This is a genomic window from Prochlorococcus marinus str. NATL2A, from assembly GCF_000012465.1.
Lineage (GTDB): Bacteria > Cyanobacteriota > Cyanobacteriia > PCC-6307 > Cyanobiaceae > Prochlorococcus_B > Prochlorococcus_B marinus_B.
The window spans coordinates 417,750-438,742 of the sequence record NC_007335.2 but is presented as its reverse complement, the minus strand read 5'-3'; the positions used below and the strand labels follow the sequence as shown (position 1 = coordinate 438,742).

At 37.3% G+C, this 20,993-nt stretch carries 21 protein-coding genes; 9 read left to right on the top strand and 12 right to left on the bottom strand.

Going from position 1 to position 20,993, the window contains the following annotated elements:
* Positions 1-4: 4 nt before the first annotated feature.
* The 4 genes from PMN2A_RS02320 to topA are packed head-to-tail and all read right to left on the bottom strand — an operon-like array spanning position 5 to position 5,299.
* The gene (locus tag PMN2A_RS02320; RefSeq protein ID WP_011294404.1) at positions 5-1,201 is read right to left on the bottom strand and encodes a nicotinate-nucleotide--dimethylbenzimidazole phosphoribosyltransferase; all 1,197 of its coding nucleotides are present in this window, start codon (positions 1,199-1,201) and stop codon (positions 5-7) included.
* 6 nt (positions 1,202-1,207) lie between these two features.
* On the bottom strand, positions 1,208-1,894 hold the full coding sequence (locus PMN2A_RS02315) for a DUF2232 domain-containing protein (RefSeq protein ID WP_011294403.1): 687 nt from the start codon (positions 1,892-1,894) through the stop codon (positions 1,208-1,210).
* Positions 1,895-1,899: 5 nt separating this feature from the next.
* On the bottom strand, positions 1,900-2,388 hold the full coding sequence (locus PMN2A_RS02310; protein ID WP_011294402.1) for a hypothetical protein: 489 nt from the start codon (positions 2,386-2,388) through the stop codon (positions 1,900-1,902).
* A 4-nt stretch (positions 2,389-2,392) separates the two neighbouring features.
* Positions 2,393-5,299, bottom strand: coding sequence for a type I DNA topoisomerase (topA, locus tag PMN2A_RS02305; protein WP_011294401.1), 2,907 nt, complete (start codon positions 5,297-5,299; stop codon positions 2,393-2,395).
* A gap of 130 nt (positions 5,300-5,429) precedes the next feature.
* Here topA and PMN2A_RS02300 point away from each other — a divergent pair, with 130 nt between their 5' ends.
* Positions 5,430-6,992, top strand: coding sequence for an NAD(P)H-quinone oxidoreductase subunit N (locus PMN2A_RS02300; protein WP_011294400.1), 1,563 nt, complete (start codon positions 5,430-5,432; stop codon positions 6,990-6,992).
* Between the two features lie 13 nt (positions 6,993-7,005).
* The gene (locus PMN2A_RS02295) at positions 7,006-7,692 is read left to right on the top strand and encodes an ABC transporter ATP-binding protein (RefSeq protein WP_011294399.1); all 687 of its coding nucleotides are present in this window, start codon (positions 7,006-7,008) and stop codon (positions 7,690-7,692) included.
* Positions 7,693-7,701: 9 nt separating this feature from the next.
* Here PMN2A_RS02295 and PMN2A_RS02290 read toward each other — a convergent pair whose 3' ends face one another.
* Positions 7,702-8,466: a biotin--[acetyl-CoA-carboxylase] ligase gene (locus PMN2A_RS02290; RefSeq protein ID WP_225866321.1), complete on the bottom strand. Its 765-nt coding sequence runs from the start codon at positions 8,464-8,466 to the stop codon at positions 7,702-7,704.
* A 28-nt stretch (positions 8,467-8,494) separates the two neighbouring features.
* Positions 8,495-9,271, bottom strand: coding sequence for a PspA/IM30 family protein (locus PMN2A_RS02285; RefSeq protein ID WP_011294397.1), 777 nt, complete (start codon positions 9,269-9,271; stop codon positions 8,495-8,497).
* Between the two features lie 73 nt (positions 9,272-9,344).
* Between PMN2A_RS02285 and PMN2A_RS02280 the strand changes: the two genes are divergently transcribed.
* Complete coding sequence (locus tag PMN2A_RS02280) at positions 9,345-9,827, top strand: DUF721 domain-containing protein (protein ID WP_011294396.1); 483 nt, start codon at positions 9,345-9,347, stop codon at positions 9,825-9,827.
* Between the two features lie 11 nt (positions 9,828-9,838).
* Here PMN2A_RS02280 and ubiE read toward each other — a convergent pair whose 3' ends face one another.
* Together ubiE and hisF are read right to left on the bottom strand one after the other, a co-directional pair.
* The gene (gene ubiE, locus PMN2A_RS02275; RefSeq protein WP_011294395.1) at positions 9,839-10,537 is read right to left on the bottom strand and encodes a bifunctional demethylmenaquinone methyltransferase/2-methoxy-6-polyprenyl-1,4-benzoquinol methylase UbiE; all 699 of its coding nucleotides are present in this window, start codon (positions 10,535-10,537) and stop codon (positions 9,839-9,841) included.
* A gap of 82 nt (positions 10,538-10,619) precedes the next feature.
* Positions 10,620-11,390, bottom strand: coding sequence for an imidazole glycerol phosphate synthase subunit HisF (gene hisF / locus PMN2A_RS02270; RefSeq protein ID WP_011294394.1), 771 nt, complete (start codon positions 11,388-11,390; stop codon positions 10,620-10,622).
* A 52-nt stretch (positions 11,391-11,442) separates the two neighbouring features.
* Here hisF and petP point away from each other — a divergent pair, with 52 nt between their 5' ends.
* The gene (gene petP / locus PMN2A_RS02265) at positions 11,443-11,664 is read left to right on the top strand and encodes a cytochrome b6f subunit PetP (RefSeq protein ID WP_011294393.1); all 222 of its coding nucleotides are present in this window, start codon (positions 11,443-11,445) and stop codon (positions 11,662-11,664) included.
* 15 nt (positions 11,665-11,679) lie between these two features.
* Positions 11,680-12,630 carry a chlorophyll synthase ChlG gene (gene chlG, locus PMN2A_RS02260; RefSeq protein ID WP_011294392.1) on the top strand — a complete coding sequence of 317 codons (951 nt, stop codon included), beginning with the start codon at positions 11,680-11,682 and terminating at the stop codon, positions 12,628-12,630.
* A gap of 69 nt (positions 12,631-12,699) precedes the next feature.
* Here chlG and PMN2A_RS02255 read toward each other — a convergent pair whose 3' ends face one another.
* A complete protein-coding gene (locus tag PMN2A_RS02255) occupies positions 12,700-14,016 on the bottom strand; it encodes a 16S rRNA (cytosine(967)-C(5))-methyltransferase (protein WP_011294391.1) in 1,317 nt (438 codons plus the stop codon).
* Between the two features lie 224 nt (positions 14,017-14,240).
* Between PMN2A_RS02255 and PMN2A_RS02250 the strand changes: the two genes are divergently transcribed.
* Positions 14,241-15,239: a porin gene (locus tag PMN2A_RS02250; protein WP_011294390.1), complete on the top strand. Its 999-nt coding sequence runs from the start codon at positions 14,241-14,243 to the stop codon at positions 15,237-15,239.
* 183 nt (positions 15,240-15,422) lie between these two features.
* Entirely contained in the window at positions 15,423-16,112 is a 690-nt protein-coding gene (gene trmH / locus PMN2A_RS02245) for a tRNA (guanosine(18)-2'-O)-methyltransferase TrmH (RefSeq protein ID WP_011294389.1), read from the top strand.
* 20 nt (positions 16,113-16,132) lie between these two features.
* Here the strand turns inward: trmH and PMN2A_RS02240 are convergent, their stop codons facing one another.
* Positions 16,133-16,891: an ABC transporter permease gene (locus PMN2A_RS02240; protein WP_144043256.1), complete on the bottom strand. Its 759-nt coding sequence runs from the start codon at positions 16,889-16,891 to the stop codon at positions 16,133-16,135.
* Between the two features lie 190 nt (positions 16,892-17,081).
* On the opposite strand from PMN2A_RS02240, the gene PMN2A_RS10410 reads away from it, so the two are divergent.
* A complete protein-coding gene (locus PMN2A_RS10410; RefSeq protein WP_187146456.1) occupies positions 17,082-17,249 on the top strand; it encodes a hypothetical protein in 168 nt (55 codons plus the stop codon).
* Between the two features lie 16 nt (positions 17,250-17,265).
* On the opposite strand, the gene lepA is transcribed toward PMN2A_RS10410, so the two are convergent.
* Positions 17,266-19,077: a translation elongation factor 4 gene (lepA, locus tag PMN2A_RS02230; protein ID WP_011294387.1), complete on the bottom strand. Its 1,812-nt coding sequence runs from the start codon at positions 19,075-19,077 to the stop codon at positions 17,266-17,268.
* 84 nt (positions 19,078-19,161) lie between these two features.
* Positions 19,162-20,652, bottom strand: a complete 1,491-nt coding sequence (locus PMN2A_RS02225; RefSeq protein ID WP_041710934.1) for a malate:quinone oxidoreductase — start codon at positions 20,650-20,652, stop codon at positions 19,162-19,164.
* Between the two features lie 74 nt (positions 20,653-20,726).
* Between PMN2A_RS02225 and PMN2A_RS02220 the strand changes: the two genes are divergently transcribed.
* A complete protein-coding gene (locus PMN2A_RS02220; RefSeq protein WP_011294385.1) occupies positions 20,727-20,972 on the top strand; it encodes a NifU family protein in 246 nt (81 codons plus the stop codon).
* The last annotated feature ends 21 nt before the right edge of the window (positions 20,973-20,993 follow it).

The following is a 20,993-nucleotide window of genomic DNA, read 5'->3' as shown; positions in this document are numbered from 1 at the left end:
TTACTTAGATCCCTTGACAAGTTTTTTCATTATCAAACTTAAATAGATTACTAACCTCAATATCACATCTTTGAATCATTTCTTTCTGAGTCAACCCCTTGATTTGAGCGAGTAACGATAATGCACCAGCGCCAACACCTTCTTTGACGTAACCAATCTCATAATCTCGCAAAACCTTTTGCTTACTATCATTAAATCTATAACCACTAGCGAGACCTAGGATATTTACTTTGAAATGATTAGCGACATGATTCATTAAATGAATAAAAGAATTTCTATTTTCCGAAGAAGAAAGTGATTCATCAACTAACCATGATGTGGTCCCTATTAAAATTTTACCAACAAATTCAGAGCGTGACTCAGGTTCAATTTCATTTAATGCCAGCGCCAACACTGCCAACATTTGACAACCTCCTCCTAATAAAATCTCCTGGCCAGATTCTCTAGCTCCCATTAAAAGACCAACTGCAATTGGCTGAAATGGATCACCAACAGCAGCCATTAGCTCAACAGAAGATGGATTCTTCTTTAATCTCGCAGCCTCAAGTCCTTGTTTAACTAATTTTATTTTTAATTCTGAAGGTGGATTTCTATGACTTCCACTTATAAGACCATTAACATTTATTCCCAACCCAGAAAGAACAGCAAAAGCTGTAGAGGTACCTCCAGGGACACACTCTGTGAGCAAAAGAGATTTTTTTAATTTCTTACCTATCTCATAACCACCCTCGAATAAAAGTTTAACCCTAGCTCTTTCCATTGCATTTCCTGAACTCAAGCATCTAGCGGGACCAATCTCTGGTGGTTCTAAGGAAACATGCGTAAAGGGAGGAGTTTGTAGTAGTCCTGCAGATATTATTGTTGGTTTAATTTTCAAAAAACTTGAGGCAACGTAACTAATCAATGCAGGAGAGACCCCTGCGGGTAAAGGAGGCAAAGGCCATTTTTTCGGAACATTAGGTCCTCTTAATAAAAGTTCAGCATCTGCAACAGCTGTATAACGTCTTGAAACAGCAGTTGAACCAGCAGCAGAAATCCCCTCAATCTCAGCGGTTTGAGATCCAGCAAGAATTAAAAAGAAAGCCATGTTCGTAATATTTTCTTGCCATCTTTGAACTCTTTCTTCAACATTTTGCTCATGGAGGCCTTCTCCAAAAGCCAAAACTCTCGACGGCAACAAAACGTAGTTGTCTCCTGTCATTTTTAATCAGTTAGATTCTAGAGAAATTAATTTTTCTAGCAAAGCGGGTGGTTCAGGTATAGATGACTTGAGTCTAGGGAAAATCCAATAAGCCAAAGCATGCAAACATAGAACGTAAATGATTTCTTGAGTAATAATTAGACATAGTGCAACTATTTGAACTTGTCTCATATCGGGAGTAAAAGAAAGATTAAAAATATCTATTCCTTTTTCAAGCAATCCCGCTCCAGCACGAGTAAGAATAACCCATAGATTCTCACCAACCAACAAAGACAAGACGAAAACCCTAACAAGAAAACCCATCGTTCCAATCGAGACTCCAACACTCCAACTTAACCACCAATTCCATCCCTTTTCCCAACAATATCCTAACCATAAGGAAAGCAATCCATACGGAAAAAGCACTAAAGGTCCTCTTAGCGGACCCATCAGAACAGTTAATAGCATTACGCATATTGTCACTCCCTCAATACCTGTTTTGACACCTCTCCGAATTTGAAGAAGAGCCAATGGCAATGGTAAAGCAAGACGAAAAACAGCTCCGCCAATAGGCAAATAATAAAGAGCTATCCAAATCAAAGCTGTTGCAGCCGCAAGATAAGAGGACTCAACGATTTTCAAAGCTTGTCTCTTACTTAGAGGGGCTTTATAAAGAGATCTACTTTTTAAAGAGTTTTTATTGTCTAAGTTCAAAATTATTATCTTTTAAAAGATGAATCCTTTGACAAATCCTCCTCATCAAAACGTTCGATCTTCTCCACCTCAAATTGGACACCTGCAGTCCTCAGAGCCTCAGTAACCGTCTCCGCTGGTGCAGATGGATTTGCACCTGATAATCTTAAGATAATTCTGTAGGGTTGTGGATTAAAAATAGTCTTCTTTTTTGATTTGGTTATTTTTTTACTAAGTCTATCTTTATTAGATATTGAATTTTCTTTAACTGTATTAGCAAAAGCATTTTTATTTTCTTTCTTATCATCTTTCGGTATTGATTTGATTTTTGTTTTTTCATCAGGTTTCTGTGGCTTAATATTAGTTTTTTCTGGAGTTCTTGGTTTTTCCATGCTATCAAAACTACTTTCCAACTTTTCGCCAATTAGAGTATTTGAGCATGATTGAAGAGCAAAAAAGGTAACTATTAGAAATGATCTAATAAATATTTTCTCAACTAATCTAGTAATATTCAAAACTTTATTTTGTTTTAATTACCCTTACTTTACTGGCTCTTAGACGTCCTGTTTTAGTTGTAGAGGGCGCTTTTTGAGTACTACTTTTTTTTGATGCTGATGAGTTTAAATCTTTCTTTGTTGACTTGGTTGTCTTTTGTGTAGATTTTCTTTTCTTAGATGTTGTCTTTTTACTTGATTTCTTAGCTGCCAATAATTCAATAGCTACCTCAATAGTGATATCTTCAGCGGTTTTTCCCTCTGGTAGAGAAGCATTTACTTTGCCCTGTTTAACATATAAACCATAAGGACCATCAAATAATTGGATAGTTTCTTTTTCTCCCTCTGGGATACCAAGTTCCTTCAACGCAGTTCTTCCGCCTCTTCCTCTTTTAGGTATTGATAAAAGCTCAAGAGCTCTTTCTAGGCTTACTTGAAGAACGTCATCGTCACCTTTAATTGAGCGATAATCTTTTTCACCACCATTTTTACTCCAAACCACATAGGGACCAAATCTACCTAAACTTGATTGAATCCTACCTCCCTCTGGATGCTCTCCCAGTAGACGTGGTAATTGAATCAATCCAAGGGCCTCCTCAAAGGTCAAGTCCTCTGGTTTTAAACTCTTTGGCAAGGAAGTTCTTTTTGGATTTGGAGCTTTTTTCAATGATTTATCATCTAAATACTCAAGTGCTTTTTCAACATCTATCTCTTCCTCTTTTATATTCTCTGGCAACAAAAGCTGAACCTTTGATGAATCCTGCTTCAAATAGAGTCCATATTGACTGCTTTTGAACAAGCGAAGATTTCCTAATTTTTTCTTACCTTTTGGAATTCCAAGATCTTTCAATTCGACTACTAATCCCCTTTGAACAAAATGACCATATCTACCATTTAATAGATATAGATTCTGTCCACTATCAGGGTCAACCCCAAGTGATTCAGGACCCTCAGCTTTTTGTTTTAAAATCATCTCTGCGATATCCTCATCCAAATCTGCGGGAGTAATTTCCTGTGGAAGAGTAGCTGTTATGGGCTTGCCATTTTCACCCAGTTGCTTTGATTCCAGATATGTTCCAAATTTGCCCAACCTAACTAGAGATGAAAGTCCCTCCAAGGAAACAGCTCTAAACTCGCCTCCATCAATATCCCCTTCCCTTTGTTGAACCTGATTCTCTAGGCCAGTATCACCCTTATAAAAGCCCTTAAGGTATGGAAGCCAACTCACTTTTCCTGTTGAGATCTCATCAAGTGTAGATTCCATTCGAGCAGTAAAACTAGTATCTACAAGATCAGGAAAATGTTCTTCAAGAAGTGCCGTCACAGCAAATGCTGTAAAGCTTGGAGTTAAAGAATTGTTATTTAGGACTGAATAACCTCGATCTACAATTGTTCCTATAATGCTTGCATAAGTTGACGGACGACCTATGCCTTCTTTCTCAAGTGTTTTAACTAATGAAGCTTCGCTATATCTAGCTGGAGGTTGAGTCTGATGCCCCAATGCCTCTACATTCTTAGCTGTTGGAGAATCTCCTACCTCTAATTTAGGCAAAAGCACTTCTTGTCCTTCAAGTGCACTATCAGGATCATCAGTACCTTCAACATAAGCTCTAAAGAATCCAGGAAAATCTATTCGTTTACCACTAGCCCGAAAAGATACATCCGATGCTTTTAATTCGACTCCAAGCATTGTCAACCTTGCATCGGCCATTTGACTAGCAACTGTCCGTTTCCAAATAAGTTCGTATAAAGAAAGATCCCTACCTTGCAAGTTTGACTCTTTGGGTGTTTTAAAGCTCTCACCAGAAGGACGTATTGCTTCATGGGCTTCTTGAGCATTTCTCGTCTTGTTGGAGAATTGTCGGGGCTTTTTACTTAAATATTCAACACCATATTTTGATTCAACACAATTTCGTGAGGCATTAATTGCCTGATCAGACAGATGAACAGAATCTGTTCTCATATATGTAATAAAACCTCTTTCATACAAACCCTGAGCACATCTCATAGTCTCCCTAGCTGATAATCGAAGTTTTCTATTAGCCTCTTGTTGTAATGTGCTTGTTGTAAAAGGAGGAACTGGTTTACGGATTGACGGCTTTTCCTCGACATTAACAACTTTCCATTTATCAGTAGTTAATTTTTGTGCAAGTTCCTTAGACTCCTCTTCCTTGAGTAATATGACATTTCGGCCAGATTTCAATAATCCCGTTGACTCATCAAAATCACTACCTGTAGCAATTCTTTTCCCACCAATTGAGGTCATTTTCACCTCAAATTCACTACCTTCTTTCTCTAATTTTGCTTTTAAGTCCCAATAACTCCCGCTTTTGAAAGCTCTCCTTGCTCTCTCTCTCAGAACTAGCAATCTTACTGCAACTGATTGAACTCTTCCTGCAGATAAACCCCATGAAACTTTCTTCCATAAAAGAGGAGAAAGCGTGTACCCAACTAATCTGTCTAAGATCCTCCTTGTCTCTTGGGCATGAACTAATTCCATATCAATTGCTCTTGTTTTCGATAGAGCTTTGGAAATAGCTTCTTTAGTTATCTCATGAAAGACCATCCTCTTCACAGGGATTTTCGGGTCAAGCACATTCATTAAATGCCAACTTATACTTTCTCCTTCTCTATCTTCATCAGTCGCAAGCAACAATTCACTAGCACCCTTCAAAGATTGTTTTAATTCCTTGACAATTTTTTTCTTGTCTTTGGGTACAACGTACAAAGGATCAAAATCAGCAGTTGTATTAACTCCAATCGTTGCCCACTTTTCGCCTTTGTGCTTCGCAGGGATCTCAGATGCATTGTTAGGCAAGTCTCTTATGTGCCCCATTGACGCAAGAACCTGAAAGTCCTTAGGCAAAAACCCTCTAATAGTTTTTGCCTTTGTAGGACTTTCAACAATCACCAGAGTATGGTCAGTGGGCATCAGCTCAGTTTTCCTCCTTCTTATCTAACGTACTGAATAGTAAAATGCATAGCCCAAAATGATAAAAAAGGCATATTTCATAACTTCGCTAGAGTTATAAAATCTGACACTGCTTAAAAACAATACATAAATGGGAGAACTTTTGTCTTTTCAAATATTCATAAATGAACCTGTGGAGCTTTTAAATCTTTCTTTAAATGCCAAAGCTGTTCTTCCAGAGGCTGCCGTTCTAATGGCAATGCTTGGAACACTTTTGGTTGATTTGGCTGGTGAAAAGATATCAGCCCGCTGGTCCCCTCCAATATGTTACGCAGGTCTTGGTAGTGCTTTGATTTTGCTGGCAATGCAATGGGATGGAGAAATTCAAGAATCTTTTTTAGGTGCATTTATTGCAGACAATCTTGCTATTGCTTTTAGAGGGGTGATAGTTCTTTCAACTCTTATTTCTCTACTTATAAGTTGGAGATATGCTGATCAAAATGGAAGTCCTATTGGTGAATTTGCTGCAATATTATTAGCTGCCACTCTTGGAGCAATGCTTCTATGTGGTTCAACTGATTTGGTCAGTGTTTTCGTGTCATTGGAAACACTTTCCGTGGCTAGCTATCTGCTTTCTGGATATCTCAAAAGAGACTCAAGAAGTTCAGAAGCAGCTTTGAAATATCTGTTAGTTGGTTCTGCTGCAGCAGCTGTATTTTTGTATGGAGCATCCCTCCTCTATGGAATAAGTGGGTCTACAAATTTAAAAGAAATAGGAACAACTTTACTAAGTGCTCCTACACCTTTGTCTGCATTAGCACTGGTTTTCGTATTATCTACAGTAGCTTTCAAAATTGCAGCAGTTCCATTTCATCAATGGACACCCGATGTTTACGAAGGTTCTCCTACGCCAGTAGTTGCCTTCTTATCAGTAGGTTCCAAAGCAGCAGGTTTTGCACTCGCAATAAGAATACTAGTCGGATGTTTTAGTGCTTTTGACACACAATGGAAATTGCTATTTACTGTTTTAGCTGTTCTCAGTATGTCTCTGGGAAATGTTGTAGCGCTAGCTCAAAAATCAATGAAAAGGATGCTTGCTTATAGTTCAATTGGACAAGCTGGCTTTGTAATGATTGGCTTGGTTTGCGGAACTGAAGATGGTTTCGCCGCAATGGTTCTATACATGGCTGCTTATTTGTTTATGAATCTTGGCGCTTTTGCCTGCATAATCCTTTTCTCAATCAGAACGGGTAGTGATCAAATTTCAGATTATGCAGGACTGTACCAAAAAGATCCATTAATCACATTAGGATTAAGTTTATGCCTTCTTTCCTTGGGAGGTATTCCTCCAATGTTGGGATTCTTCGGGAAGATTTATTTATTTTTTGCTGGATGGGCAGATGGGCAATACTTACTAGTAACTGTCGGCCTAGTTACGTCAGTTATTTCAATTTACTACTACATATCAGTTATAAAAATGATGGTAGTAACAGAACCTAAAGAAGCCTCAGATGTTGTAAAAGCATATCCATCAATAGAATGGTCAATTCCTGGGATGTCATCTCTCAAAGTGGCATTGATTTTTTGTGTTCTCGTAACTGCTATTGGTGGAATTATTTCAAACCCTCTCTTCAATTTTGCAGATAGTGCGGTAAACGGAACGCCATTACTTCGTGAAGCCATTACTCTTGCAAGTAAAAGTTCAATTGGTTAACCAATTAAAATCATTGAAAAAGTCTGTAGCGCGACTAACTAATATAAATAAATTTTATGGGGAAGGCTCAGTCAAAGTGAAAGCTCTTGACGAACTAAACCTTGAGGTTTATCAGGGCGATTACCTTGCTGTTATGGGTGCAAGTGGATCTGGGAAAAGTACTGCAATGAATATACTTGGATGCCTTGATCGTCCTACTAATGGGACTTATGAATTAAATGGAACTGCTGTAGAAAAGCTTGATGATGACTTGCTAGCAGATATTAGAAACAAAGAACTTGGTTTTGTTTTTCAACAATTTCATCTGCTTCAAGAAGTTTCAGCACTTGAGAATGTCATGCTTCCAATGATTTATGCATGTGTCCCCTCTTTAGAGAGAGAGAAGCGAGCTGAAGAGGCTCTTAAACGAGTAGGGCTTGGGAATAGGATGACCAATCTTCCTAATCAATTATCAGGTGGACAACAACAACGAGTTGCCATAGCAAGGGCAATAATCAATAAACCATCCCTTTTATTAGCAGACGAACCAACTGGTGCTCTTGATTCCAAAACTACTGAAGATGTTTTAAATCTGTTTGACCAACTTCATAGTCAAGGAATCACAATTGTCTTAGTTACTCATGAAGACAATGTTGCTCAAAGAGCAAAAAAAATAGCACGGTTTAGAGATGGCAAAGTAATAGAGATTACTCATAATTAGCTCAAGCAATCATGCATAATTAGACAAGACTTTCACTTTATCTTCTTTAGAAAGATTCAATCCTCCACTTGAATCTATACCTTTAATATCCCATTTCAATCCAGTTTCTTTATCAATGTATTTTCTTGACCACAGTCTTTGTTCAACCTGACTGCACAAAAAATTTTTATTATCTAAAAGATCTAAAGATCTTTCTATTGCAAGTAGAACTTCTGAAGACCAAAAATTTATATTCATCGTTTTATCTCCAATAATTTGTTTTAGTGAAATCCCTTCTTGAGGAACATTATTAAAAACGTTTAAACCTACTCCAACTCTTAATAATCTAAGTTTTCCTCCTCTAAAAAATAATCTAGGTAAGATTCCAGCTAATTTTTGTCCATCAACCAATAGATCATTAGGCCATTTTATATTGACATTAACTCCTATCCGTTCAATTCTTTCAACCAAAGCTAAAGCCACCGCTAACCCATAAAGCTGAGAATTATTTTCACAAGAATCTTCCCTGTTAATAGCCGCACTAACCCAAACCCCTCCTTTTGGTGCATGCCAAATTCGACCAGCTTGACCTTTACCAAATCTTTGGCAAGAAGAAAAAATAGCTATTGGCTGATTTTTTTTTACTGGTTTTTCTGTAATCCATTTTGATAGTTCTATTTCTGTACTAGCACATATAGTTTTCAGCATTAATCTCCAAGACTTGGGAGAGCAATGATTTGATTTGTGATATTTATAAATCAACCCAACCCCTCTATCGAATTTTTGATTATTCATATCTCAAAGGTAATGTGTTCTTGAAAAATCAAGAATTATCCATTGATTTTTTCATCTCCTCTAATTCAACTTCAACTTCTTGGATTTCTACTGTTTTTACTTCATTGACATCTAAATCAGACGGAGGCAACGCTATTGCCTCAACTCCCGATTTCAATTGAGTCCTCAATGTCTCTAACTCTTTCTCAATATCATCACCTCCTTCTAATGCTGCGAACTTACTTTCTAGATCTTCTCCTGCTAACTCTAATGCAGCTTGCCCAGAAGCTTCCAATGCCTCTACTTTATCCTCCATTCTTTCAAAAGCAGCCATAGCGGACTTGCTCCCTAAATCACCAACTGCACTTTGAATTTGTTCCTGAGCCTTGGCTGCCTGAGCTCTTGCTTTAAGCATATCTTTTTTAGTTCGAGCCTCGGCAATCTTTCTCTCTAATAACAAAAGGCTTTTTTTTAGTTTTTCAACTTGACCATTTTGTGTTTGAAATTGAGTCGATAAAGATTCATAAGTTTCTTGAAATGTTTTTTTTCTACTTAATGCTTCTCTAGCCAGATCATCCTCTTCCTTTTTTAAGGCTAATTCAGCTCTGGTGAACCAATTTTTTATTTGCTCTTTTGCTTGATTTGCCTGATTCTCTAATCTTTTTTGACTTGCAATAGCCATAGCTACAGCTTGACGAAGCTTCACCAAGTCTTCTTGCATATCAGCAACAGACTGATCAAGTATTTTTATTGGATCTTCTGCATCACTGACAAAAGCATTTAGATTTGCCCTTATCAATCGACTTAACCTATCGAATAATCCCATTAGGATTTTTTATGCAATCTAGAAAATATTAGCTAGATTTAAGCACTAACTCACCAATAGTGTCTAATTAAAATTGATTTTAGAAGACTTAAAGCATAAAAAAAAAGAAAAAAAAGAGCAGTCAATTTATACATGTTTAGAGGAAATCAAGTCTTCATGGAAAGGGAATGTCGGGGGACTTATTCAAGATTGGGTAGCAATAGCTGGGGAACAACTCGCATTTAATAGCACACCACTCAATATTCAAAATAAAATTTTAACGATTGGAGCAAGTCATCCTCAGTGGAGACAGGCTATCCAGTACAACCGCTTAGAATTAATTGCGTCTTTAAAATCATATGGCTATCAAATAAAAGAGATTCGGATTAGACAACATTACCCCAAAGATTTAGTTACAAGGGAGAGTGAAAAAGAAATATGGGAAAAGCACCCAAGTAGAACTGATAAGACTGGAATCACCAATTGTCCTATTTGCAAAGTCCCATCTCCCAAGGGAGAAGTTAAATTATGGGGTAAATGTAGTTTTTGTAGAAGAAAAGAATTGAGAATAGATTGAACGATTTTGATTCAGGCTTCAAGTAATAAAATCCCCATTTGTCCCATTGCTAATGTTTGGTATTTTGCTTTTTTGAAGCCCGCAGAAAGTGCCAAATGAATTTGTTTTTCACCAGAGGGAAAGTTAACTAAGCTTTTTTTTATATATGAATATTCTTTTCCTAAACCGAAAAGAGATGAAATTGGAACAACATAAAAACTTAAATAAATCTTTTGGAATAGCCCTTGTATAGAGGTTCCTTCAAAAGATCTAAAATCTAATATCCCAGCTCTTCCTCCTGGTTTCAAAATTCTAAAAGCCTCTTCAAGGCCTGAATAAGGGCTGGAAAGATTCCTTAAGCCATAGGCCATTAAAAGGCCATCAAATTGATGAGATGTGAGATTTGTTTCTAGAGCATCACCATTTATCCATTCAATTGAAGAATAGTTTTGCTTAGATCTTTCCCTCGCAACTACTAATGCTTGAGAAGCTGAATCTATTCCAGTAATATTTTTAGAACTTTTTATATATCTAGCCAAAAGTATTGACATATCGCCAGTTCCACAACAAAGATCTATCCATTTCTCTCCAAAAGTTGGATTAAGAATATCCAATAATCTTGTTTTCCAAAACCTATGCAATCCAAAGCTAAATATATCATTTAAAAAATCATATTTTGAAGAAATTGAATTAAACATTTCTTCTATAGCTTTAGTATTACCAGGCCTCATGTAAATACAGAAAAAAACTTAGATAGCAAAAAAATTTTAAGGTTAAAAACATCGATTTTACATCCTTTGATGAGAATATTTATCATTCAATTGGTCTTATAGGTAAATTTTCCTTAATCAAATATTCTTTTATTTCTCTGATAGTTAATTGTCCATCATGCAATAAAGAAGCCAAAAGAGCAGCTGAAGATTTCCCAAGAGTAAAAGCCTCTTTAATGTGCCTCAAGCAACCAGCGCCTCCCGAAGCTATTACTGGTATTGGAACTTTATCAGCAATACATTTAGTGAGTTCTATGTCATAACCATTTTGAGTTCCATCACCGTCCATGGAGGTTAATAGAATTTCACCTGCTCCCATCTCAAAAACTTTTTCTGCCCATTCAATCGCATCTAAGCCAGTATTATTCCTTCCCCCACTCACATAAACGTCCCACTTATTAGGAATATTTTTGTTCTTTTTTGCATCTATTGCGACCACAATACATTGAGATCCAAAACGATTTGCCCCTTTAGAAATCAACGAAGGGTCTTTAACAGCACTAGAGTTTAAACTTACTTTGTCAGCTCCTGCTCGTAGCAATTCATTAATTCCATTCAATGAACTTATTCCGCCACCAACAGTGAAAGGAATGGTTACTGATTCGGATGTTCGTCTAACCATATCAACCAAAGTAGATCTTTTCTCGTATGTAGCTGTTATGTCAAGGAAGACCAATTCATCTGCTCCAGCCTTGCTATATCTACATCCCAATTCAACTGGATCACCTGCATCACGCAATCCAACAAAGTTAACCCCCTTCACTACCCGTCCGTTTGAAACATCAAGACAAGGAATCAATCTTAAAGCAACCATGATTTTTAAACGGAGGAACTGTTAAGGTGCCGAAATCAAGTAATTTAATTCCATGGCTAAGCCAACCTCCCTTTCAAGGATAGGTTCAAAAATTAAAGTTAATATTGAACGTGTCCAGGACCGCATACCTTCTTATTTGATAGACCAACTATCAGAAGACCCAAGAGGCACTGTAATCGATTATAAGATGACAGATGGAAGGGGTGGAATTGGTGTGGTTATTAAAATGAATGACGGGAGCAAACATTGGTTCTTCGAAGATGAAGTTTCTTAACCCTGAGATTACAAAGTGAGCGATGCTAGGCAACTCCTTGGGATAAAAGGAGGTTCTGAAACAACAAACATATGGAAGCTTCGTTTGCAATTGATGAAGCCCATCACATGGATTCCCTTGTTATGGGGAGTCATATGTGGAGCAGCGGCCAGTGGCAATTATCACTGGGAATTAAGCAACATTCTTGCTTCGATAAGTTGCATGTTTATGAGCGGCCCACTCTTAACTGGATATACCCAAACAATAAATGATTACTTTGATAGAGAAATTGATGCAATAAATGAACCTAATAGACCAATACCTTCAGGGGCAATTTCTCTGTTCCAAGTAAAATGTCAAATTTGGGTTTTACTAATAGCCGGTCTTGGAGTTGCCTATTTATTAGATTTGTGGGCACATCACACGATTCCTTCCGTCCTTCTTTTGGCTTTGGGAGGTTCATTTGTAAGTTTTATTTACTCAGCACCACCTTTAAAACTTAAACAAAATGGTTGGCTTGGTAATTATGCACTTGGTGCGAGCTATATAGCTCTTCCTTGGTGGGCTGGACAGGCTCTATTTGGACATTTAACGTGGACAACGGCCCTGCTTACTCTTGCCTACAGCTTGTCAGGTCTAGGGATTGCGGTGATAAATGATTTTAAAAGCGTGGAAGGGGATAAAAGCCTTGGGCTTGAATCACTTCCTGTTGTTTTTGGTATTAAAAATGCAAGTCGTATTAGCGCAGGAATGATAGATATCTTTCAGCTGGCAATGGTAGTAGTTTTAATAGCTATAGGACAACATTTTGCATCTGTCATTCTGGTTTTACTAATAATTCCTCAAATCACATTCCAAGACATATGGCTATTACGCGATCCATTAAAATTTGATGTTAAATACCAAGCCAGTGCACAACCATTTCTAATTTTAGGAATGCTTGTGACTGCAATAGCTATTGGACATAGTTCCTTAATTAGTTTATAAAATTAATCATTAAAACAAAAAATCATATCAAAGCTAATTAAAAATCGAGTTTACACGTCATATACTTTATTAATTTTTTAATTTATTTAAAACAGAAATATAAAAACCATCTCCATTATCTCCCTCTCCAGGCCAGATCTGTTTTTCATATTCCAATAAAAACTCAGACTTTGATTGAAGAAAATTTTTTATCTGATGAGAATTTTCTTCAGGGTGAATAGTACAAGTGGAATAAACCAACTTCCCTCCATTTTTCAATAAGGGCGCTAACGAGTTAAGCAACTGACTTTGAACAGCGACAAGCTGCTGAATATTATCTTGATTCATCCTCCATCTTGCATCAGGGTGGCGAGCAAGAGTACCCAATCCTGAGCATGGAGCATCTATTAATATACGATCAAAAAAACCTTTCCAATCAGGATTTTTTAGTAATAGCTCATTAGAATCAGCAACCAATATTTGCAAGCATTTAGTCCCAAGCCTCTCTGAGTTAGCTAATATTTTTTTAGATCTTCTTGATGATCGATCAACAGACCAGAGATTGCCCTCATTATTAATTAATTCAGCAATATGTGTTGATTTTCCGCCTGGTGCAGCACAAGCATCAAGAATCTTTTCTCCAGGTAGAGGTCCTAATGATGGGGCAATTAACTGTGAAGATCTATCTTGAACACTCCATTTTCCTTCTTCATAACCGGGCCATTTTCTAGGTTCACCAACACCAGCTCGAACCTCCAATCCGTAAGGACAATTTGGTATCGCTTGATTATGAATACCACAGGAATCAAAAATTTCTTTTACTTCTTTTAAATCTGCACGCAATCTATTCACTCTTATATCAATAGGACTAATACAGTTAAATGCTTTAGCAATCTTCTTAGCATCTTCTAATCCCTTCCACTTAATCAATTCATCTGCCAACCAAAGAGGTAGGGATTCGTTTTTTGCTAGTTCTAAACTAGGATTATTTGATTTAGGCAACAAGAGACCTCTCTCTTTGCTTCTAAGAGCAGATCGCAAAATTCCATTAACAACGGGAGCCAGCTTTTTTAAATGATAAGTTTTCGCAAGCTCTACAGTTGTATTGATTGCAGCCGCTGGAGGTATTCTCTTCATTTTTAAAACCTGATATAGGCCAAGATGCAATAACCATCTCAATAAAGGAGGTTGTTTCTTAGCTGGTACTTTCCCTAAATAATCAATCCAACAATCTAAATAATATCTTTGGCGAATTGCACCATAAGAAAGTTCAGTTATCAATCCTTTATCTATCGACTTAAAGGAATAAAGATTAAAAATCCTTTCCAAAGCAACATCTGCGAATGCACCTCCACCTACGGCTTGGATAACATCCCAAGCAGCTTTTCTGGCATCTAAGCCCTTCATGAATGACAGGTTTTCACTCAAAAGCGATCATTTAAAACTTCAGTTCACTTTAAAATATTTATTGGAATAATCATAGTCCAAACAGCCCCAAAAGTCTTATACTGCAGTGACTTTCAAAGGAATAGTCGGGGCTAGGCCAACTCAAAAGGTGTAACATAAGATACTTTTACTCTCCTCAACGAAACGTTAAATTCGATACAACTTCTTTAATGTGTGAGGACACTATGAAGCTTTTTTCACGTTTATTAGTAGCTCCAGCAGCTTTGGGCCTAATGGCTCCAGTTGCGGCTAATGCAGATACTGCATTTTCATCAACAACAACTCTTTCTGGATCTGCTGTTTTCACAACAGGTTCTGTTGCTGACGGCGGAACAGCAGACAACCAAGAAGAGCTTTATATGCAGTATGCATATGGCCTTGACCTAAATTCTAGCTTCACAGGCGAAGACCTTTTCTCTGCTGGTCTTGTAGCTGGTAATGCTAGTGGCCCACTTGCAAGCATGGATAGTGCTGAATCAGGTGATCTAACTGTTACTTCTCTTTTCTACAACTTCCCTGTTGGCGATCTTTCAGTAACTGTTGGACCTTTGGTTGATCAGGATGATGTTGTTGCTGCAACAACTTCTGCTTATTCAGACGCTTTCAGACTAGGCAGTATGCCTTATTCTTTGGCTGGTAACGAAACTGGTCCTGGAGTTGGTGTTGCTTATTCTAATGACAACGGCGTAGTTGCTTCTGTAAGTTTCGTTTCTGTTGGTGGCTCTGATTCAACAGTAGGAATCGGCGCTGATGATGGAGATGATGTTTCAACTTTCACTCTTGGCTATAACGGCGACGGCTTTGGTGGCGGTCTTGTAATCGCTTCTAACGACGGCGAAGCGGGTGAAGGCTATGACACATTTGGTGGTGGTATCTACTACAGCCCAGAGTCAATTGATGCAACATTCAGCGTTGCTTATGACACAACAGATCCAGAGACAGGTGCTGATGCAACTGACTTGTTCATTGGTGTTGACTACGAAGTTGGTCCTGGAACACTAAGTGCTGCTTACAATGAAACTGATGTTGACGGTGGTAGCTCTGATGATGTAACAGGCTTTGAAGTCTCTTACACTTATGCAATCAATGACAGCGTAACAATCACTCCTGGTTTCTTCACTGTAGAAGACAATACTGGTGATGATGACTCTGGTGTTGTTCTTGAAACTGTATTTAGCTTCTAATTACATAGAATCTTACATTTTCAAAGATAAAGAAAAGCTCCTGTCCTTTAGGCAGGGGCTTTTCTTTATGTAATCTTCTAAAAAGATGTTTTATTTAATTGAGTGATTCATTTAATTATCACATAAACAATTAAAACAACTATCTTCATCAAAGATTAACAACTCTTCTGTAAATCATTAGAAATGCCTCTCCTCCCTAGACGTTTCGAACGTATAAAATCAGTATTAAATAGGAGGATTTCAGATCTCACAGTCTTAATTGAGAATGTTGAAAAGCCTCATAATCTCTCAGCGATAATACGAAGTTGTGATGCTGTTGGTGTTCTTGAAGCATATGCAATCTTCAATAAGGAGAAGTTTTTAACATTTAATAGCACTGCTCAAGGAAGTCAAAAATGGGTCAAAATAAACCAATATAAAAAGACCACTGAGGCGATAAAAGTTCTTAAAGAAAAAGGGTTTAAATTGTACGGAACGAACTTGAATCCCAGATCAATTGATTACAGAAAATGTGACTTCAAGGGACCAACAGCATTTGTGCTTGGTGCCGAGAAATGGGGTATCAGTGAAGAAGCTTCGAGTTTAATGGATGAGCATATTCATATTCCAATGAGAGGGATGGTTGAATCTTTAAATGTATCAGTTGCGGCATCGGCATTATTGTTTGAAGCGCTAAGGCAACGACAAGTAGCCAATATGGTTCCTGAATCTGGGGAAGGCATGAGCCAAGAAACATACAAAGAAAAGCTTTTCGAGTGGGCTTACCCCGAGGTTGCTCAATGGTGCAAAAGTGAAGGCAGAAAATATCCAGAACTTAATTATAAAGGTGAGATTATAGATAATCTCCCAAGAACAGAAAAAATGAGATATTAAATCCAAACCTAAAGTAAGTTTTAATTCTGAAGACTAGTTTCACTTAAAATTTTCTCCAAGCCTTCTCCAATAAAAGACAGTCCCAGCACTAAAACGAACATAGCCATACCAGGATAGATCGCTGTCCACCAGATACCAGTAGGTAATGCAACTAATGCCATATTTAAATCACTTCCCCATTCTGGAATATTCTCAGGAAGACCTAATCCAAGAAATCCTAATCCCCCAAGAACTAATACTGCATCTGCAGCATTAAGGGTTAAAACTACAGGGACAGAAGTAAGAACATTTTTAAGAAGGTACTTTCTTATTACCCACAAAGGGGATGCTCCCATTGATATTGCTGCCTCAATATAAAGTTCTGATTTAACCTGTGAAGTCTGGTTCCTAACAAGTCGAAAATATTGAGGAATATAAACGACACACAATGCTATTGATGCATTCAATATGCCTCTACCCAATAAAAATGCCATCACCACAGAAAGAAGAAGGACAGGAATTGTATAAAGAGTATCCATGAAAAGTACCAAAACCCTATCTACAAGGCCACCGATATAGCCACTTAAAAGTCCCAAAGGAATTCCTACGAGAACGGCAAGAGATACGGCAACAAAAACAACTTGTAACGCAACTCCACTCGCAGCCAAAGTTCTAATACAAACATCTCTTCCTAGTCGATCAGTTCCACACCAGTGATCTATCGATGGAGCCGAAAAAATCGGGTTGCCTAAACCAAATTCACCATTAGGCACAATCTCTAAAGTTATTAATAGTGGCACAAAAATAGAGATGCCTATATATATGGATAAAATTATCAGCCCAGCGAAAAATAACCGTGTCGACAAATTATTTCGTCTTAAAAAACCTCTCAAATTCAATTATCAAATAATAAGACCTAATTAAATTTAGCTGTAAAAGGTAGAAATTAAAAAAAAAATTGCTTAAATGAATGAATACATATATTTTAAGATGCATTTTAAAAATGATGGTCTCACCGTAGGGGAGCTCTCAATAACCATTGCAGTTTTAATAATTATAGGTTTCATATGGACGACCCTAACAAAAGATAAAGGGAATCAGGAAGTCTCAATGTTTATAAATAATTCAAGTGAAATAAGCTATGTAAGACAAACATAGATCTTAGAAATAACTATTAATCTTTATTTAATTTCAAAACAGCCATAAAAGCCTCTTGGGGAACATCTACTTTCCCCATAGACTTCATTCGTTTTTTCCCCTTTGCCTGTTTCTTCAACAATTTCTTTTTTCTGGATATATCGCCTCCGTAGCATTTGGACAAAACATCTTTTCGTAAAGCACTAATACCTTCACTTGCAATAATTCGACTCCCAATTGAAGCTTGTAAAGGAATCTTAAATTGCTGTTTTGGAATAAGTTCTTTTAATTTCTCAACAAGTCCTTTCCCTACACCATAAGCGTTATCTTTATGAACAATCGTTGTTAAAGGGTCTGCTCGTTCTGAATTAATTAAAACGTCTAATCTGACTAAATCATTTTCCCTATAACCAATTAAGTGATATTCCATAGAGGCATATCCCTTAGTTCTACTTTTCATCTGATCAAAGAAGTCTGTCACAACTTCTGCAAGAGGTATTTCATAAATAAGCGTCACTCGATCAGTCGTTATGTACTTCATATCGATAAAATCTCCTCTTCTATCCTGACAAAGACCCATCAAGGTACCGTTGTAATCATTGGGAGCATAAATTTCCATTCGGACGTAGGGTTCTTCTATGGTTTCACGTTTTTGAGGGTCTGGAAGTGTAGCTGGATTATCGATCATTCTAATTTCTCCATCAATCATTTTCACTTTATAAATAACTGATGGTGCAGTAACGATTAAATCTAAATCATATTCACGTTCTAAACGCTCTTGAACAATTTCCATATGCAATAAACCTAAAAATCCACAACGAAAGCCAAATCCCATTGCACTACTTGTTTCAGGCTCATATTTCAATGCAGCATCGGATAGTTGCAATTTATCTAGAGCATCTCTTAGATCTGGATATTGATCTGCATCCGTGGGAAACAATCCACAAAAAACCATTGGTTTGGCTTCGGCATAACCTGGCAAAGCATCTTGAGCAGGTCTGTCCACCAACGTAATCGTATCCCCTACTCTCGCATCAGCAACTGCTTTGATAGATGCAGCTAAATATCCAACTTCACCGGCATGAAGAGAATTTACTTTTACTTGATCAGGTGCCATAACACCTATTTCATCTAACTCATAACTTTTCTTACTAGACATAAGCAAAACCTTGTCTTTCTTACTTATGCCACCACTCATGATTCTGAAATAAACAATCACGCCTCTGTAAGGGTCATAATAGGAATCAAAAATAAGTGCTTTTGTAGCTTGATCAGTATTATCTTTCGGAGAAGGTATTCTATCTACTACTGCTTGCAGTATTTCTGGAATACCAACCCCTGTTTTAGCAGAACAGGAAATTGCCTTAGATGTATCTAAACCAATAATTGATTCAATTTCATTTTTGATTTTCTCAGGATCAGCTCCGGGCAAATCAACTTTATTGAGAACAGGAATAATTTCTAAATCATTTTCCAAGGCGAGGTAAACATTGGCCAAAGTTTGAGCTTCTACTCCTTGACTAGCATCAACAACCAGCAAGGCGCCCTCACAAGCCTGTAATGATCGACTCACCTCATAAGAGAAGTCAACATGGCCAGGAGTATCAATCAAATTCAGAACATATTCCTCTCCATCATCTGCTTTATAATTCATCCGCGCAGCCTGTAATTTTATAGTTATTCCTCTCTCTCTCTCAAGGTCCATATTATCCAAGAATTGTTCTTGCATGTCTCTAGAGGAGACAGTGCCAGTATCCTGAAGAAGCCTATCTGCCAAGGTTGATTTACCATGGTCAATATGAGCAATTATGCAGAAGTTCCTCAGACGAGAAATGGGCACATTAGTCATACGAAAGCAATTAAAGGAGCAAGATCTTCATCTATCAATTCAACTCTGAATAAAAATTAAATATAGCTCACCAGTACTAAAGTTTTAAATTAATTTAAGTAAGAAATCGTTTCTTTTTCGAATTGCCAAAAGAGCTTCTTGATCTGAATTAATATCTGTACCAATACTGGGGAAAAGCTCTAACATTTTATTTTTCCATTTACTTGATTTCATTTTTTCCTGCCAGCAGCGGTTTAGAACTTCAATCATGATTGTTACTGCTGTGCTTGCGCCCGGAGAAGCACCAAGCAAAGCAGCTAAAGATCCATCTGATGAAGTAACCACTTCTGTCCCCATTTTTAAAACACCACCTTTAGAGGTTTGTTTAATTATTTGAACACGCTGTCCTGCCGTTGAAAGCTTCCAATCATTAGGTGAAACCTGAGGAAGAAATCTTTTTAAAGTATCTATTCGATCCTCATTTGTTTGTATTAATTGATTTAACAAGTATTTTCCTAGGTCTATATTGTCTAATCCTGCTTGCAACATTGAGAAAAGATTAGTTGTTTTGATTGATCTAAACAAATCCAACTTTGATCCGTATTTTAAAAAATTTGAACTAAATCCTGCGAAAGGACCAAACAAAAGAGATTTTTTTTTATCTATCCATCTTGTATCTAAGTGCGGGACTGACATTGGCGGGGCTCCAACTGCTGCCTTTCCATAAACCTTTGCATTATGTGTTTTTGTTGATTTCTCCTCATCACAAATCAACCACTTGCCGCTAACAGGGAATCCTGCATATAACAAGCCTTCTGGAATTCTCGATTTTTGCAAAAGGGATAAGGCTCCTCCACCTGCCCCTAGGAAAACAAACTTTGATCTAACAATTCTATTTTTTTTGGCTCCTTCTAAAGATAAATACCAATCTCCTTCACTATCTTGTTGAAGATTTTCAACATTAGTAGAGTAATTAATATCAATAGATTTTGCTCCTTCAATTTGATTGATATATGAGCGAGTTAAATTGCCAAAATCAATATCAGTACCTCTTTTAATTCTTGTCGCGGCAATCTTCTCACTCTGTTTCCTACCATCCATAATCAATGGAATCCAGTCTTGTAATTCACCATGGTCCATAGTGAATTCCATTTTGGCAAAAGCGGCATGAGAACTAAGTTTAGAAAACCTTTTTTTAAGCAAAGAAATATCCTCATCTCCAAAGACAAGGCTGATGTGTGGCAACTTATTTAAAAAAGTTTTTGGTATCAATTTCCCTTTTTCTGCCAAAGATGCCCAAAATTCTAAGCTTTGCTCAAAGGATTTATTTATTTCAAAAGCTTTGGTAGTACTAAGATGGCCATCCTCTTGGATTGGAGTGTAATTAAGCTCACAGTTAGCAGCATGTCCTGTTCCAGCATTATTCTTAGCGCAGCTACTTTCCAAGCCAGCAGAAGATAGTTTTTCAACAACCAACAACCGTAAATCCGGCTCAAGCTCATGCAGAAGTACTGCAAGAGTAGAGCTCATGATTCCTGCACCTACTAATATTGCGTCATAAGTATTTTCTGAATCTGGAGTGCCGGTATTAAACAAAATCTTTATCAAGATTACATACAGACTATCCTGCGATTAACTAAGCTAAGCAAAATTAAATTAAGTAAATCGAAATGAGCGACGAAACTCTTGCACTGACGACAGAAAACGTTGAAAAGGTTCTTGATGAATTAAGACCTTTTCTGATGGCTGATGGAGGGAATGTAGAGATAGCTGAAATAGATGGACCAATCGTCAAAGTTAGACTTCAGGGGGCTTGCGGAAGTTGCCCTAGTAGCACAATGACTTTAAAAATGGGTATTGAAAGAAAACTAAGGGAAATGATTCCGGAGGTTAGCGAGGTAATACAAGTTTTATAAATTAACTTTCTAATTAACCTT